General features: G+C 28.5%; 13 protein-coding genes and 6 pseudogenes. 15 read left to right on the forward strand and 4 right to left on the reverse strand.

Features of this window, described 5'->3' with window-relative positions; all coding sequences use genetic code 11:
- Positions 1-39: 39 nt before the first annotated feature.
- Both ACZ1HD_RS04545 and ACZ1HD_RS04550 read right to left on the reverse strand, forming a co-directional pair.
- A pseudogene (locus tag ACZ1HD_RS04545) lies at positions 40-419 on the reverse strand (Rid family detoxifying hydrolase).
- A 281-nt stretch (positions 420-700) separates the two neighbouring features.
- Positions 701-3,256: a putative LPS assembly protein LptD gene (locus ACZ1HD_RS04550; protein ID WP_472688752.1), complete on the reverse strand. Its 2,556-nt coding sequence runs from the start codon at positions 3,254-3,256 to the stop codon at positions 701-703.
- 92 nt (positions 3,257-3,348) lie between these two features.
- On the opposite strand from ACZ1HD_RS04550, the pseudogene ACZ1HD_RS04555 reads away from it, so the two are divergent.
- From ACZ1HD_RS04555 to ACZ1HD_RS04625, 15 genes and pseudogenes are all read left to right on the forward strand, one after another.
- Positions 3,349-4,432 (forward strand): annotated as a pseudogene (locus ACZ1HD_RS04555) (N-acetylmuramoyl-L-alanine amidase family protein).
- 54 nt (positions 4,433-4,486) lie between these two features.
- The gene (locus ACZ1HD_RS04560) at positions 4,487-5,443 is read left to right on the forward strand and encodes an MlaD family protein (protein WP_472688753.1); all 957 of its coding nucleotides are present in this window, start codon (positions 4,487-4,489) and stop codon (positions 5,441-5,443) included.
- A 17-nt stretch (positions 5,444-5,460) separates the two neighbouring features.
- Positions 5,461-6,778 (forward strand): annotated as a pseudogene (locus ACZ1HD_RS04565) (4Fe-4S dicluster domain-containing protein).
- A gap of 65 nt (positions 6,779-6,843) precedes the next feature.
- A pseudogene (locus ACZ1HD_RS04570) lies at positions 6,844-7,622 on the forward strand ((Fe-S)-binding protein).
- A gap of 2 nt (positions 7,623-7,624) precedes the next feature.
- Positions 7,625-8,005: an SPOR domain-containing protein gene (locus ACZ1HD_RS04575; RefSeq protein ID WP_472688754.1), complete on the forward strand. Its 381-nt coding sequence runs from the start codon at positions 7,625-7,627 to the stop codon at positions 8,003-8,005.
- Positions 8,006-8,009: 4 nt separating this feature from the next.
- On the forward strand, positions 8,010-8,282 hold the full coding sequence (locus ACZ1HD_RS04580; RefSeq protein ID WP_472688755.1) for a hypothetical protein: 273 nt from the start codon (positions 8,010-8,012) through the stop codon (positions 8,280-8,282).
- Between the two features lie 32 nt (positions 8,283-8,314).
- Positions 8,315-8,518, forward strand: a complete 204-nt coding sequence (locus ACZ1HD_RS04585) for a PH domain-containing protein (RefSeq protein ID WP_472688756.1) — start codon at positions 8,315-8,317, stop codon at positions 8,516-8,518.
- Entirely contained in the window at positions 8,511-9,794 is a 1,284-nt protein-coding gene (locus ACZ1HD_RS04590; protein ID WP_472688757.1) for a PH domain-containing protein, read from the forward strand. The genes ACZ1HD_RS04585 and ACZ1HD_RS04590 overlap by 8 nt, the downstream gene beginning before the upstream one ends.
- Complete coding sequence (locus ACZ1HD_RS04595; protein ID WP_472688758.1) at positions 9,701-9,931, forward strand: PH domain-containing protein; 231 nt, start codon at positions 9,701-9,703, stop codon at positions 9,929-9,931. Before ACZ1HD_RS04590 ends, ACZ1HD_RS04595 begins: the two co-directional genes overlap by 94 nt.
- 79 nt (positions 9,932-10,010) lie before the next feature.
- Positions 10,011-10,921: pseudogene (gene menA / locus ACZ1HD_RS04600) on the forward strand (1,4-dihydroxy-2-naphthoate octaprenyltransferase).
- 9 nt (positions 10,922-10,930) lie between these two features.
- A complete protein-coding gene (locus ACZ1HD_RS04605; RefSeq protein WP_472688759.1) occupies positions 10,931-11,152 on the forward strand; it encodes a hypothetical protein in 222 nt (73 codons plus the stop codon).
- An 88-nt stretch (positions 11,153-11,240) separates the two neighbouring features.
- Complete coding sequence (locus tag ACZ1HD_RS04610; protein WP_472688760.1) at positions 11,241-11,444, forward strand: hypothetical protein; 204 nt, start codon at positions 11,241-11,243, stop codon at positions 11,442-11,444.
- An 11-nt stretch (positions 11,445-11,455) separates the two neighbouring features.
- A pseudogene (locus ACZ1HD_RS04615) lies at positions 11,456-12,488 on the forward strand (o-succinylbenzoate synthase).
- A gap of 3 nt (positions 12,489-12,491) precedes the next feature.
- Complete coding sequence (locus ACZ1HD_RS04620; RefSeq protein ID WP_079738358.1) at positions 12,492-13,460, forward strand: CPBP family intramembrane glutamic endopeptidase; 969 nt, start codon at positions 12,492-12,494, stop codon at positions 13,458-13,460.
- Positions 13,450-14,271: an AMP-binding protein gene (locus ACZ1HD_RS04625; RefSeq protein WP_472688761.1), complete on the forward strand. Its 822-nt coding sequence runs from the start codon at positions 13,450-13,452 to the stop codon at positions 14,269-14,271. Before ACZ1HD_RS04620 ends, ACZ1HD_RS04625 begins: the two co-directional genes overlap by 11 nt.
- 263 nt (positions 14,272-14,534) lie before the next feature.
- On the opposite strand, the gene ACZ1HD_RS04630 is transcribed toward ACZ1HD_RS04625, so the two are convergent.
- Together ACZ1HD_RS04630 and ACZ1HD_RS04635 are read right to left on the reverse strand one after the other, a co-directional pair.
- Positions 14,535-14,930 carry a helix-turn-helix transcriptional regulator gene (locus ACZ1HD_RS04630; RefSeq protein ID WP_472688762.1) on the reverse strand — a complete coding sequence of 132 codons (396 nt, stop codon included), beginning with the start codon at positions 14,928-14,930 and terminating at the stop codon, positions 14,535-14,537.
- Between the two features lie 388 nt (positions 14,931-15,318).
- Entirely contained in the window at positions 15,319-15,795 is a 477-nt protein-coding gene (locus ACZ1HD_RS04635; protein ID WP_472688763.1) for a hypothetical protein, read from the reverse strand.
- Positions 15,796-15,844 lie beyond the last annotated feature (49 nt).

A 15,844-nucleotide genomic window follows, 5' to 3' on the forward strand; every position in this document is an offset into this window, starting at 1 on the left:
TAGAAAATTCTATCAGGATTTTTTTGATTTTTCTACTCTTTATTTAACAGCAATCATGCTAATTTCTACATTCACAAATTTAGGCAAGTTTGCAACTTCTACAGTTTCTCTAGCAGGTGCCGTTTCTTCATTAAAATAAGTGCCATAAACCGCGTTTATTTCAGAGAAGTTATGCATATCAGAAATAAAAATTGATGATTTAATTACGTTTTCAAAAGTCATTTCTGCAGCTAATAAAACTTGCTTCATATTCTCCATTACTTGTTTTGTTTCATTTGTAATAGAATCTAAAACCAATTCTCCGGTTTGTGGATTAATAGCAATTTGCCCGAAGTGTATAATGTGTTACCTGTTAAAACAGCTTGATTGTATGGCCCAATAGGTGCAGGTGCATTTTTAGTTGTAATTATTTTTTTCATCGTAGTAAGTTGTTTAGAAAGTTAAATATAGTATCAATTTCACCATTATAATTATATGCCGCACAAAAAATGAGTACCAAGCCAATAATTAATTAAAAATAAAATCCAAAAGCTGTTAAACTTAAAAAGGATATTATATTCATTTTAAAAAAGTCTTCTATCTGGTGGTTTATTTTTATCCCATTTTAAATCTGATAATACAGAAGATTTTACACCGATAAAAAATGTGTAAGAAGAGTTGGTTCCAAAAGGAACCCAATTAAAGTTAAAATTCCAGCTATCTAAATCTCTTGTAAAATTAAATCTAGAAAATGTAAATGCACCATTCTTAAAGTCATATCCGAAGAATATCCTAATTTCCATTTAGGTGACAATTCTACATTTCCGTTAAAAATAACGCTATGAATACCAATATTTCCTCCGTCGATTCCGTTATTTACATAACTTGTAGAATACGCCAAACTTAAAGTCCATGGTATGTCTGCGTGGTATAGTTTTGCTGATTTGTTTTTATCTTCTTCTGTGTTATTTACTGCATTGTTAACTTGTCCGAATCTATTTGTCGGATCAATATTTGCGCCTATAACATCTGGTGTATTATTGGGGTCTCTGTTGTTGTCTTTTTTGCCTTCTTTATCTTTTTTTAAGTCAGAACTAGAAATAGAGTAATTTGCAGTTAAACTGGCGTTAGACAATCTTCCTAAAAAGTTAGAGTTAAATTCATTAATTCTAATTGGCGATCCAGATTCTGAAGCCACTACTTTATAAGGATCTATAGAACCACTAAAGTTTATTGATAATTTGTCTTTTAAAAGCCTAGTACCTGCAGAAAAATTAACATTAGACCAACGCAAACTATCTGCAGCAATATTATAAGAACTACTAAAATTTAAATTATTTAAAATTGATATTTTTTCATCTTCGGCATCACTGTCTGGATCTTTAGGTGCAACTTTAGCTTCTAAAACGTTGTTTAAGGTAATTCCGATTGAATTACTAATTCCGGAAGAAGGAGAGCCATAAATTCCCTGATCAAAAATTGTAAATTCTTCTAAGTCATTAGGATCTGTACTTGCTTGCACCTTACGGATGTATTGTTCTTCGAAATCCGGTCTGTAAGAATAAGAGATCGACGGTCTAATTGTATGTCTTATAGCTTTTAATCGTCCTCTGTTTATATTAAAAGTACCATAAATATTAGTAGATAAACTTAAACCGGCATTATATTCTCTAAATGTTTTAAATCCGCTAATTGTATCTGTAACAACAGTTTCATTAACAGCATCGTATTTTTTATCAATATAATCGAATTGCCAAGTTTCTGTATAATTTACACTTGGTGAAACCGTAAAATATTTAAATGCTTTAAAATTGGTATTTGTTCCAGTTCTGTGTTGCATACCAGCTCTTGCAGTTTCAAACATTTTAGCCGTTAAAAAATCATCATCTGTAGTATTAATAAGGTATTTACTATCTAAAATATAGTTAAAACCCATTTTTTGAATTGCGTTCTTTTTTACGCCGTTTTTACCTGCAAAAGGATAAATTCTGCTCATATTTAATGTTAAAGCAGGCAACGTCATGGTAATTTTTTCTGTATTTGTATTTTGTTGATGTTGCGCAGTAACATTTAAATTAAAAGGTGTGCCAACAAATGTTTTGCTATAATTTATAGAAGAATTAAACGTGTTAGTTTGTGTTTGTGCAATGTTAAATTGATTTTGAGATTCTCTAAAAAACTTACTACTTCCTAAGTTAACAGAAGCTGTAAATCGAGAATTAGGGCTCGCTTTTGTGTCTTGATTATGCGACCATCTTAAATTAAAATTGTTACTCTTGCTAAAATCATCAAAACCTCTAATACCATTTATATTGTTTTCGAAACTAAAATTAAAAGATCCGTTAAAGCGATAACGAACTTTATAGTTAGAGTTTGCTCTAAATCCCCAACTACCGTTAGAATAAGCATCACCCGTAATACCAAGATCTACATAATCATTAATAGCAAAGTAATAACCTCCATTTTGAAATCCGATTCCTCGATCGCTACTTCCAGTATCAAAAGCCGGAATTAAAAAACCGGAAATACTATTTTGTGTGATAGGAAAATATGCAAAAGGTAAGTAAATTGGTGTTGGAATATCTGCAATGTATAATTGACTACCACCAACAATAATCTTTTTACCAGGAATAATTTTAGCTTTATTGGTACCAATAAAATAATCTAATTTTTCTGAAGTTGTAAACTTTATATCTCTAACATAAATTGTTGAATCGTTTACACGTTTTGTCTTATTACCAAACGTAAACATTTCGCCTTGTTTGGTTTTTAAACCGTAAATTATTGCCTTTTTAGATTTAAAATTATAGATTATAGAATCTTGTTCTGATTCTTCGTTACCTTGTTTAAAAATAGGTCTTTGTGTGTAGCCTGTACTGTCTATAATTCCTTTTGCAAAAAGAGTGTTTTTAGTATAATCAATTTTTATAATACCTGCTTTTAAATCGATATCTGTATACGTAATATTAGCTTCGTTATATAAGGTTACAGATTTGTCTTTGGCATTTTGAATAGTATAATCTTTGGCAATGTGGGTAATAAGATCTTCTATAGTTTCTTTAGGTTTTATAGAATCTATAGAAACAGAATCTTTTTGTTTGATAGCTAAAGAGTCTTTTTTTATTGAAAAAATACTATCTCTTTTTGTATTCGGAATAGTATCTTTCTTTTTTATTGGAACTACTATTTTTTTAGTAGGTTTAATATCTTGAGAAAAACCTAACTTTGTAAAAAAGAAGCAGCAAAATAAAAGTATATATGATAGGTTTGTTTGCAATGCTTTTAATACTATTTTTGTAAATGAATAAAAATATGGCGTAATATTTGAAACACCAAATTTAAGAATTCAAAATTAGTTAAATTTTATTGATGCAATCCCAACAAAAACACAAAAATATCATTAAAAGTAAAATTCTTTTTCTACTACTCTTCATATTTGTAGGAAACAGTATTGCAATACATGCTCAAAAAGAGTACGTAGTGGTTTTAGATGCTGGTCACGGAGGAAAAGATCCTGGTAATTTAGGTAACGGATACAAAGAGAAAAATATTGCTTTAAAAGTAGCATTAAAAGTAGGTGCTAACTTAAAGAAATATAAAGATGTTAAAGTTATTTTTACTAGGAAGTCTGATGTTTTTATAGATTTATGGAAAAGAGGTGATATCGCAAATCATGCGAAGGCAGATTTATTTGTATCAATACATTGCGATTCGCACACATCAAATGCATACGGAGCAGGAACTTTTGTTTTAGGTTTAAGAGGAAATAAAAAAACTTAGAAATTGCAAAAAGAGAAAATGCTGCAATTTTATTAGAAGATAATTATCAAAACAGATATGAAGGTTTCGATTCTAATTCTGCAGAATCTGTAATTGGATTGTCTTTATTGCAAGAAGAAAACTTAGATAAAAGTTTAGCCATTGCAAGCCTTATTCAAAATAATTTTACATTCAAATTAAAGAGGAATAATAGAAAGGTTAAGCAAGATAACTTTCAGGTTTTAAGAGAAACGATTATGCCAAGTGTTTTGGTAGAGTTGGGCTTTTTAACGAATAAAAAAGAAGGTAGGTTTTTAAACTCTAGTAGCGGTCAAACAAAAATGGCAAATGAAATTGCAGATGCTATTTATAATTACATTAAAAATCAAAAATTAAACACGGTTTTAGAAGATGTAACTAGTAAAAATTATTTTGATGAAGTAGAATTTAAAGTGCAAGTAGCTTCGGTAAAAATAAAATTGCTACAAAATCTTATAATTTTAAAGGTTTAAAAAATATAGAGCGCATTAAAGTAGGTGGTTATTATAAGTATTATTACGGTAACTCAACTTCATATAATTTAGTAAAAAAGGCTTTATCTCTTGCAAAATCAAAAGGTTACAAAAGTGCATTTATTGTTGCGGTTAAAAACGGAGAGAAAATTTCTGTTAAAGAAGCTTTAAAAATGCAGTAAAATAAACAGATTCTAACAAAAATTATCACTAATTTTGTTGTAAAACGTCTATACATGTCTAAAGAATTAAAAACAGGAATAATTGCATTAATCATTATTGTAATATTTGTTTGGGGATTTAATTTCCTAAAAGGACAAAATATATTAGATCCTGGGTCACGTGTTTTTAAAGTAGAATACGCAAAAATTGGAGGGCTTTCTAGATCTAGTGCAGTAACAATAAATGGTTTAAAAGTAGGTAAGGTAGATAAGATAGAGTTTGATACGAGTGTAGAAAAAAGAGGACATTTAATTGTTACTTTTATTGTAGATAATGATTTTCAGTTTTCTAAAAAAAGTATTGTAAAAATTTATTCACCCAATCCTTTAAGTGGTTCTAATTTAGCAATTGTGCCCAATTACGAAGGTGAAATGGCTGTTTCTGGAGATATTTTAGAAGGTGAAATGGAAGAAAGTCTTTTTACGTCTATTGGAGAAAGATTAAATCCGTTACAACAAAAAATAGAAAGAGTAATTGTTAGAGCAGATACATTATTTAGTGGTGTTAATAAGATTTTAAATGACAAAACAATTAACGGTATAAATAGTTCTGTTTCTAATTTATCCGGAACCATACAAGATATTAGAAGCACAATACAAGCAGTAAATGCCATGGTTGTAGATAATCAAGAGAACTTAAAAGTTACTTTTGAAAACACTAAAAATATTACTGAAAACTTTAGTAAAGTTTCTGATAGTTTAAACACTGTAGACTTTAATAAAATTATTAGAAAAGCAGAAGAAGCAGTTAGTAATTTTAATGCAATGTCTAAAAAAATAAATTCAGGAGACGGTACAATAGGTAAACTAATTAACGACAAAAGAATGTACGATAATTTAGAAGCAGCCACAAAAGAATTAGAAGAATTGCTAAGAGATATTAAACTTAATCCAAAAAGATATATACATTTTTCTATCTTTGGTAAAAGTCCGGAACCTTACGACGAAGAAATAAAACCTAATTTTAACTAATAATTAGCCCCATTTACATGCAGTACTTACCAAATATCCTTTTTGCCATCGCATTAATTGCTGGTATCAGCTTTTTTGTGATGAATATCCGTAAATTATATAGAAATATTAATTTAGGTAAAAAAATAGATAGAACAGACAACAAGCAAGAACGTTGGAAAAATATGATAAAGATTGCTTTAGGGCAATCTAAAATGGTGAAAAGACCAATTTACGGATTTCTACACATTGTTGTATATGTTGGTTTTATCATTATAAATATAGAAGTTTTAGAAATTATTATTGATGGTCTTTTCGGAACCCATAGAATCTTTCTAGGTTTCTTAGGAGAAGCTTTCTACGGATTTTTAATAGGAACATTCGAAATTTTAGCATTCTTAGTATTTGTAGCAGTAATTATTTTACTGGACAAGAAGAAACGTTGCCAATATTAAACGTTTTTTAAGTTCTGAAATGAAAGGTTGGCCAAAAGCAGATGGAAATATGATTCTATATTTCGAAATGGTTTTAATGACACTTTTTATAGTGATGAATGCAACAGATACAAGTTTTCAGCAAGCCGGAATTGGAAACCCGATAAGTCAATTTGTTGCGCCATTATTTGATGGTTTTACAGCAGAAACTTTACACCTTATTGAAAGAGCATCTTGGTGGATACATATTTTAGGAATCTTAGTATTCTTAAATTATTTATACTATTCAAAACATTTACATATTTTATTAGCTTTTCCGAATACATTCTTTGCAAACTTAAATCCGAAAGGACAATTTACAAACTTAGAATCTGTAACTAATGAAGTAAAATTGATGATGGATCCGGATGCAGATCCTTATGCTGCACCTGCCGAAGGAGCAGAAGAAGAGGTTCCAGAAAAGTTTGGAGCATCAGATGTTTTAGATCTTAATAAAGTACAGCTTTTAAACGCTTACACGTGTACAGAATGTGGTAGATGTACTTCTTCTTGTCCTGCTAATTTAACAGGTAAAAAGTTGTCTCCGCGTAAAATTATGATGGATACAAGAGATCGTTTAGAAGAAGTTGGTAGAAATATAGATGCCAACGGTGGTGCTTTTAAAGAAGACGGCAAACAATTATTAAACGATTATATTACTCCGGAAGAATTATGGGCATGTACAAGTTGTAATGCTTGTGTAGAAGAATGTCCTGTAAATATCGATCCACTTTCTATTATTATGGATATGAGAAGATATTTAGTTATGGAAGAAAGTGCTGCGCCACAAGAATTAAATTCTATGATGACAAACATAGAAAACAACGGTGCACCTTGGCCATACAACCAACAAGATAGATTAAATTGGGCTAACGAAGAATAGAATTAATTTTTTTGATTTTAATTTTCTTGTATAGAAATTAAAATGAAACACTAAAATCTTAAAAGATGAACGTACCAACAATGGCAGATATGATGGCTCAAGGAAAACAACCGAAGTGTTGTTTTGGGTTGGAGCAGCAGGAAGTTATGACGATAGAGCTAAAAAAATATCTAGAGCTTTTGTAAAAATTTTACACAAAGCAAATGTAGATTTTGCAATTTTAGGAACTGAAGAATCTTCTACAGGAGATGCAGCAAAAAGAGCAGGAAACGAGTTTCTTTTTCAAATGCAAGCAATGATGAATATTGAAGTTTTAAACGGATATGAAGTAAAGAAAATTGTTACTTGCGATCCGCATTCATTTAATACACTTAAAAATGAATATCCCAATTTAGGTGGTAAATATGAAGTACTTCATCATACACAATTCATACAAAACCTTATATCAGAAGGTCGCTTAAATATTGATGAAACCACTTTACAAGGAAAAAAAGTAACTTTTCATGATCCTTGCTATTTAGGTAGAGCAAACGAGGTTTATGAATCTCCAAGAGATTTAATTAGAAGATTAGGTGTTAATTTAACAGAAATGAAACGTAACAAATCTACAGCTTTATGTTGTGGTGCTGGTGGTGCGCAAATGTTTAAAGATGCCGAAAAAGGAGATAAAGAAATTAATATTCTAAGAACAGAAGATGCTTTAGAAACAAAACCGGATATTATAGCAACAGGATGTCCTTACTGTAACACTATGATGACAGATGGTATAAAATTTAAAGAAAAAGAAGCCGAAGTTGTTGTAAAAGATATTGCAGAGTTAATTGCTGAAGCCAATAATTTATAAAGATGAAAAAAGTATTTTTTTTATGTTTTACTTTCCTTTTTCTTTTTTGTACTAAAACAGAAAAGAAACAAGAATCTCCTGTTGAAGTAATTCAGCAAATTGATACGGTAGCTCCTGTATCAGACGTAGAAGTACAAGAAGATACTTTAATATTTACTGTACAAATTGCAGCTTTAAAAAATACAAATGAATCTTTAGAAAACTTAGAAGGAGTTTCGCTATACTATGAAAATTCATTAACAAAATATAGATTAGGTTCATTTAGTACGTATCTAGAAGCAAAAGAATTTTGCAGATCTCTAAGAAACAAGTATCAAGATGCTTTTGTACAAGCTCTGTTAAATGATAAGGCCATAGCGATTTCAGAAGCATTACAAAATTAATTTAATGACAGATTCTTTTCAAAATACTGAGGTTTTTTCTTTTCCGGAAATAGAAAGTATAGATTTTAAAAAGATAGAAAAGAATTATTTTAAAGTTATATTATTTAACGTTCTTATACTATTCTTAATCTTGTTTATTGGTGCATCTTTTATAGTCTATAAAGATTGGTTAGAATTAGGACAACATTATATATGGATATTTTCTGCGCTTATATTACTTTTAATTGTTACAGTTGTTTTCGAAATTTTAGGTTTTAAAAAAGAAAATATGCAGTAAGAGAAAAAGATATCTCTTACAAAAAAGGACTTTTGTACAAGAGTTTAACTACGGTTCCTTTCAACAGAATACAGCATGTAGAAATAGATCAGGGACCAATTTCTCGTTTTTTCGGATTAGCAACTTTAAGTGTTTTTACAGCAGGTGATAGTAGCGACGATTTAAAAATTAAAGGCCTTTTAAAAGAGCAATCTTTACATATTAAAGAATTCATCACTAATAAAATAGATGGATAAAATAAACGATTTTAGCCAATTTAGAAGACAATCTAAAAAAGGAATTATTGTAATTTATCTTAACTTAATTTACAAGTTTTTAAAAGCTTTTTGGATTTTACTTTTTTTATTTATTCAAAAGTTTTCTAAAATTACTCAAGAAACGCTTTTATATATTTATTTAGGCGTTGCAGTTCTATTGATCTTCTTGTTAGTTCGTGCTTATTTAATTTTTAAAAACTTTAAGTTTAAAGTAGAAAACAAACATTTTGTTCTACAAAAAGGAATTATAAAAAAAACAAATACCTCTATTCCTTTTGATAGAATTCAGAATATAAATTTCAAGCAGAATATTATTCAGCAAATTATAAATGTACATGAAGTTAATGTAGAAACTGCAGGGTCTAGTAAAGCAGAAATTTCTATAAAAGCACTTTCTTTTAAAGATGCAAAAGACTTAAAAAATATTGTTACGGTAGTTAGTGATAAGGAAAGTTTAAAAGTAGAACAGGTAGAAAAAGAACAAGATAAACCACTTTTAAAAATAGGTTTCTTATCGTTGTTAAAAGTCAGTCTTACAGAGAATCATTTGCAAAGTTTATTGTTGTTGTTTGCCCTTTTAGTTGGTTTTTTTCAACAAGTAGACGATTTATTTAAAGGTTTAGGAAAAAAAGAAGAATTAAGTAATTTTATATCAAACAATGCTTCAGCACTAAAAACAAGTGTGTTTTTAATTGTAGGTTTGTTAGTATTTTTATCTATTGTTGCTGTTTTAAGTTCTATTGTACGTGTTGTTTTTAAACATTTTAACTTAACTGTTTTTATAAAAAATGATGCATTAGAAGTTTATCAAGGTTTAACTACTAAAAAATCGGTAATTTTAAAGAAAAGTAAAATTCAGCACATAACTATTTCTACCAATCCCATTAAAAGAAAGTTAGGAATCTCTTTTATTACTTTTAAACAAGCAATAAGTGGCAAGGTAAATAAAAAGCAAAAAGATAAAATTATAAGAATTGTTGGCTGTAAAGAAAAACAAGTAACCGAGGTTAAAAGCTTGTTGTCTTTTAATAAAGAACTACAAGATATTAGCTTTCAAAATTCTAATATTTACTTAAAATACAGAAATTATATCAGGTCTTTATTTTTCTTTATTCCTTTAAATGTATTGTTCTTTTTTGAAATCGAGGAATACAATGCTTTTTGGATAAATCTAATAATTATTCCTATTTATCCGGTTGCTGTTCATTTTTTTATAAAAAGAGAATTTTTAAATTTTCTAAGGATGTTCTATTAATTGGTACAGGAATTTTAGAAACTCATAAAACATATTTGCCTTTTTTTAAAGTACAAAATATTAAGATGAAGCAAACCATTTTTCAAGAAAGAAAAAACGTGGCAGATTTGGTTTTTCAAACAGCTTCGGTAAAGTAAAACTACCATGTGTAGATTTTGATAAAGCATTACATATTTATAATTATACCTTGTTTAAAGTAGAAAGTAGTACAAAATCATGGATGTAAAAAGTTATATAAAAGCGGCACGCTTAAGAACACTTCCTTTATCTATTTCTGGAATTATTATTGGTAGTGCTTTAGGATTTAATGAATTAAATACAGAAGGTTCAGTTTTAAAATCGCCTATTTTTTGGTTGGCTATTTTAACAACAATCGGGTTTCAAGTATTGTCTAATTTTGCAAACGATTATGGCGATGGTGTAAAAGGAAGTGATAAAAACAGAACAGGCGAAGCAAGAATGGTTTCTTCGGAGCGATTACTCCGAAACTAATGAAAAACGCAATGATTGTTACTGCAATAATTACGATTTTAATTGCATTGGCATTAATTTATGTTGCTTTTGGTAGCGAAAATTTCGTGTATTCAATCTTATTTTTTGGTTTAGGAATTGCTTCTATTGTTGCAGCAATAAAATATACAGTTGGTAATTCTGCTTATGGTTACAGCGGATTTGGCGATTTGTTTGTGTTTTTGTTTTTTGGTTTACTAAGTGTAGTTGGTAGTTACTTTCTGTTTATAAATCAACTGAATTTAACTATTTTTTTACCTGCTATTTCTGTTGGTTTGCTAAGTACAGCTGTTCTTAACTTAAACAATTTAAGAGATAGAGAAGAAGATAAAGTAAATAATAAGAACACATTGGTTGTAAAACTAGGATCTAAAAAAGCTAAGAAATATCATTACTTTTTAATTATTTCTGCACTGGTTTTTGCATTGATATATATTTTTATAGATTTTACTTCTATATATCAACTAGTTTTTTTGATGGCATTTTTACCTCTAATTAAAAATATCAATACAGTTTCTAAAAATAAAATACCTTCAGAATTAGATGGAGAATTAAAAAAAGTTGCTTTAAGTACTTTTTTGTTTGCTATATTATTTTCTGTTGGTCAACTTTTTTAAAATATTAAAATGAAAACAATAAAAATTATTCTAATCATTATTTCGGTTTTATTCTTGGCCTTTTTAGCTACAGGTCTTATTGTTAAAGAAACCAAATACAGTGCTAAAGTAGAAATTGACAAGCCTATTACAGAGGTTTTTAATAATTTCTCTAAAATCGATAGCATAAAAAACTGGATACCGAGTACAATCTGTAGAGGTTGTAAAAAACAATCCAGGAATTACAGGTAGTATTTATAATGTTGTAGTTATCAATCAAGAACAAGAAATCAATTTAACAGAAAAAATTGTAGCATATGTTCCGAATGAAAAACTAACTTTGTTTTACGATGCAGAAAATATGTTGAAAAAGGATGATTACTTTTTTACAGAAAATAACGGAAAAACAACCATTACGTTAAATGCAAATTGCCAAAGTGATTCTTTTATAATGGCATGCATGTTCCCTTATTTTAAAAGTACTTTTAGAGAACAAGACCAAACGTATCTTAATAATTTTAAAGATTTTATTGAAAATAAATAAGTTTTAAGTTGATAAAAGCAGATTATAAAAAATATATTTTAAATTTTAAAAACCCTAGCGGAACATCGCGTGGAGTTTTAAGAACTAAAGAAACTTGGTTTATTATTCTTAGTAAAGATGGTAAAAAAGGATTCGGTGAAACAGGATTGTTTAGAGGGTTGAGTATAGATGATGTTGCAGATTACGAAGAAAGACTTAACTGGGTTTGTAAAAATATTCATTTAGGATTAGAGGTTTTATTGACCAAATTATCAACTTATCCATCAATTCAATTTGGTTTAGAACAAGCTTTTTTATCCTTAGAAAGTAGTAATGGTTTTAATTTGTTTCCGTCAGAATTTACAAAAGGAAGTAAATCGATATCGATTAATGGTTTGGTTTGGATGGGCGATAAAGCCTTTATGAAAACTCAAATAGAAGAGAAACTTAAAACAGGTTTTACTTGTATTAAAATGAAAATTGGTGCGATAGATTTTAAAACCGAATTGAATCTCTTAAAATCTATCAGAAAAGAGTTCTCTTCTAAAGAAATAGAATTAAGAGTTGATGCAAATGGGGCTTTTAGTTCCGGTGAAGCTTTAGAAAAGCTAAAGCAATTATCAGAATTAGATTTACACTCGATAGAGCAACCAATAAAACAAGGCCAACTAGAAGAAATGGCTAAATTATGTGATGTAACACCATTACCTATCGCTTTAGATGAAGAGTTAATTGGTGTTTTTTCAACAGAAGAAAAGAAAAAAGTTCTAGATATAGTGAATCCGCAGTATATTATTTTAAAACCAAGTTTAATTGGCGGATTTAAGGGAAGTGATACTTGGATTGAATTAGCAGAAAAAAGATATAAATTGGTGGATTACATCGGCTTTAGAAAGTAATATTGGTTTAAATGCAATTGCGCAATACACGTTTAGTTTGCAAAATAATTTACCGCAAGGTTTAGGAACTGGTGGTTTGTTTACTAATAATTTTGAAAGTCCGTTAGAGGTTGTCAATGGATCTTTAAGGTATAATAATTCTGTAAAATGGAATTTTAAATTATAAATAATGAATTTTATACAACAAGCATATAAAGGTAAAAATGAATGGTATCATTGGGTTTTTACAATTATTTTAGTTTTCTTAGGATGGCAAATATTAGGTATAATTCCTTTAGCCATGGCCGTTGCGGCACAATCAAAAGATATAAATGAATTTGTAGAATTTGCAGAAAGCAATTTTATGACTTCCGGCTTAGACAAGAATTTACTATTGTTTTTAATGATTTTAACCTTTTTTATAGGGTTGATGTTTTTGTTTATCAGTATTAAATTTATTCATAAAAGAACAATTAAATCATTAATTACAAGTAGAGATAAAGTCGATTGGAAACGTTTTTTCTACGGATTTTTTGTTTGGGGAATTTTAGCAATTGTACTTTCTTATATCGGTATTTTATTAGCTCCAGAAAATTTTACTTGGAATTTTAATCCGAAACCATTTTTTATATTATTGGCAATTTCTTTTTTGTTTCTGCCTTTTCAAACTACTTTAGAAGAGTTGTTGTTTAGAGGTTATTTAATGCAAGGTTTGGGTATTTTAGCAAAAAATAGATGGTTACCATTACTTTTTACCTCGGTTGTTTTTGGTCTTTTACATGGCGCAAATCCAGAAGTTGCTAAACTTGGGCAAATATCTATGGTGTTTTACATTGGTACAGGTTTGTTTTATGGTATTGTAACTTTAATGGATGAAGGAACTGAAATTGCATTAGGTTTACATGCAATCAACAACATAACTGCTGCTTTTTTTATAACTACAGATTGGACTGTTTTTCAAACAGATGCTTTGTATATTGATACCTCAGAACCATCTGTAACTTGGGAGATGTTTCTACCTGTTTTTGTTTTATATCCTTTAATGCTTTTATTATTTTCAAAAAAATATGGTTGGTCTAATTGGAAAGAAAAGTTGACTGGTCGAATAACAAAACCAGTTAATTTAAAAGAAAATTATAGGGTTTTAGATGAATTATAGTAAGAATTACATTCATAATAGCTTTCAATTAAACGGATACTCATTTAGCAATTCTGCAGAGTTATTAAATTATACGTCTAAAATTTCTAAAGATGTTTTTCTATTTCTAGAAGAATGGTTTTCCGATAGTAATTCAGTAATCATACAAACCTCTGGTTCTACAGGAAAACCGAAAAACATAGAGCTTCAAAAAGAGAGAATGTTTAATTCTGCTATAGCTACAGGTAATTATTTTAATTTAAAAGCAGAAACAACTGCTTTGTTATGTTTGCCCGCAAGTTATGTAGCTGGTAAGATGATGTTAATTAGAGCACTTACTTTAGGTTGGTCTTTAGACATTGTTACACCAAATTCAAATCCTTTACAAAATGTTCCTAAAATTTACGATTTTTCTGCGATGGTTCCTTTACAAGTAGAAAATTCTATCAATTATTTAGATAAAATACGTAAACTTATTGTTGGTGGTGGTGTAGTTTCAAACCCATTATTAGCAAAACTGCAAAATGTTTCTACGGATGTTTTTGCTACCTACGGAATGACGGAAACGATAACACATATTGCTGTTAAAATGTTAAATAATTTTTCGACATTAAAAACCAATTTTAATCGATCAAACTTTTACAAAACCTTGCCAAATGTTACTATTTATGTTGATGAAAGAAACTGTTTGGTAATTAATGCAGTAAAAGTTAGCGAAAAAGTATTATTTACAAATGATGTGGTTCGTTTAATTTCTGATACTCAATTTGAATGGTTAGGTAGATTTGATAACGTAATTAATTCTGGCGGAGTGAAATTACAGCCGAAGTAATAGAAAGTAAGCTAGTTAAAGTATTACAAAAACCTTTTTTTGTGGCAGGAATTTTAGATGATTTATTGGGTAGTAAATTAATTTTGATTATTGAAGATACTGATGATAATACTTCAGAAAAAAAGAAGGTATAATCAATAAAATAAAATCTTTAAATCTATTTACTAAATTTGAAATACCAAAAGAAATTTATTTCCTGCGAAATTTATGTACACAGAATCTAGTAAAATTCAAAGAAATAAAACGTTAAATTTATTAAAACTCTAATCTAAATTTAAAAGATAGTCTCTTAAATTTTCACTTTCTTCTAAGTTTAATTTCTTTTTTATTCTGTAACGAGCAGTTTGCACAGATCTAGGGTCTATCATAAAAATTCTTGCAATTTCTTTTGTTTGCATATGAAGTTTTATAAACATGCAGTGCCTTAGTTCTGTCTCTGTAATATTAGGATGCTTTTCAATTAATTTATCATAAAAATTGTTGTGTAATGCATTAAAATGTTCTGTTAATGTTTTCCAATCTTCATCTCTTTCTAAAACACTATCTATTTGATTGATAATTGTTTTTACTGTTTTTTTGTCTTCGGTTTTAAGACCTTTTATGTCAGCTTTTATCTCTTTAAAGTATTGCTTATTATGAAGTAAATTTGTGGTTAACATCACAATTTTTTTATCTCTATTATTGTTTTTATTCTTTAAAGAGGCTATTTTTTATTTTTCTCTTTATTTGTTTTCTTAAAACTTAATAAGGTAAAATAATAACCAAAAATTCCTAAAATAAAAATTACTATTATTAAGAGCACTATAATTTTAAGGTTATAATTGGTACTTTCTAAACTCTCTTTTTGAATGGCAATTTTATCATGTTCTAATTTAGAATTTAGAATTTCAATTTTATTTGATAATTCATTGTTGGTTCTATCTTTGTTTTCAAGTACAAAAGACAGAATTTCCGGGTTTTTATGCCCAATTAACTCTAAACTGAAAATACAATCGCTAGAATATTCATAAGCTTGATGTATAGAGATGCTTATTGTATTTTTACCTTTTACAAAAATATTGTTTTCAAAAAATGTTGATAATATTTCTTTTCTTCTGCACCTTTGGTGGTACTGCTAGCTAAAGTAGTTTTTCCAATAGTAATGTTTGGCATATTATCTCTAAAGAGTTCTTTGCCATTTACATATACTACTGCACCATCATCTCTTTTTAACTTAAATTCATAAGCAATATAGTCATCATCAATAACTATATTTTTTAAAATATTTAGTGATATGTTTTTTTCTTTATCACCTCCGTAGCTAATTGTAGTAGTTAATTTTTTATCTCCGTAACCTATTGGTGTCAGCCCTTTCTGCCAATTAGTTAGATTTTTTAGATTTGTCCAATCACTTTCTAGGTAACCTTTATCATAATAAAACCAATAATCTTGATCTTTTATTAAAGTCTCTTGAGAGAATATTAGAATAATATTAAATAATAATAAAAATACAGTTAATTTCTTCCTACATCTTAATGTATTCATTTAAAGTGGTTTAGGTTTTTATGTAATGCAAATATAGTAGTTAAATTGC

The sequence above is a fragment of the Polaribacter sp. HA6-7 genome, from assembly GCF_055693625.1.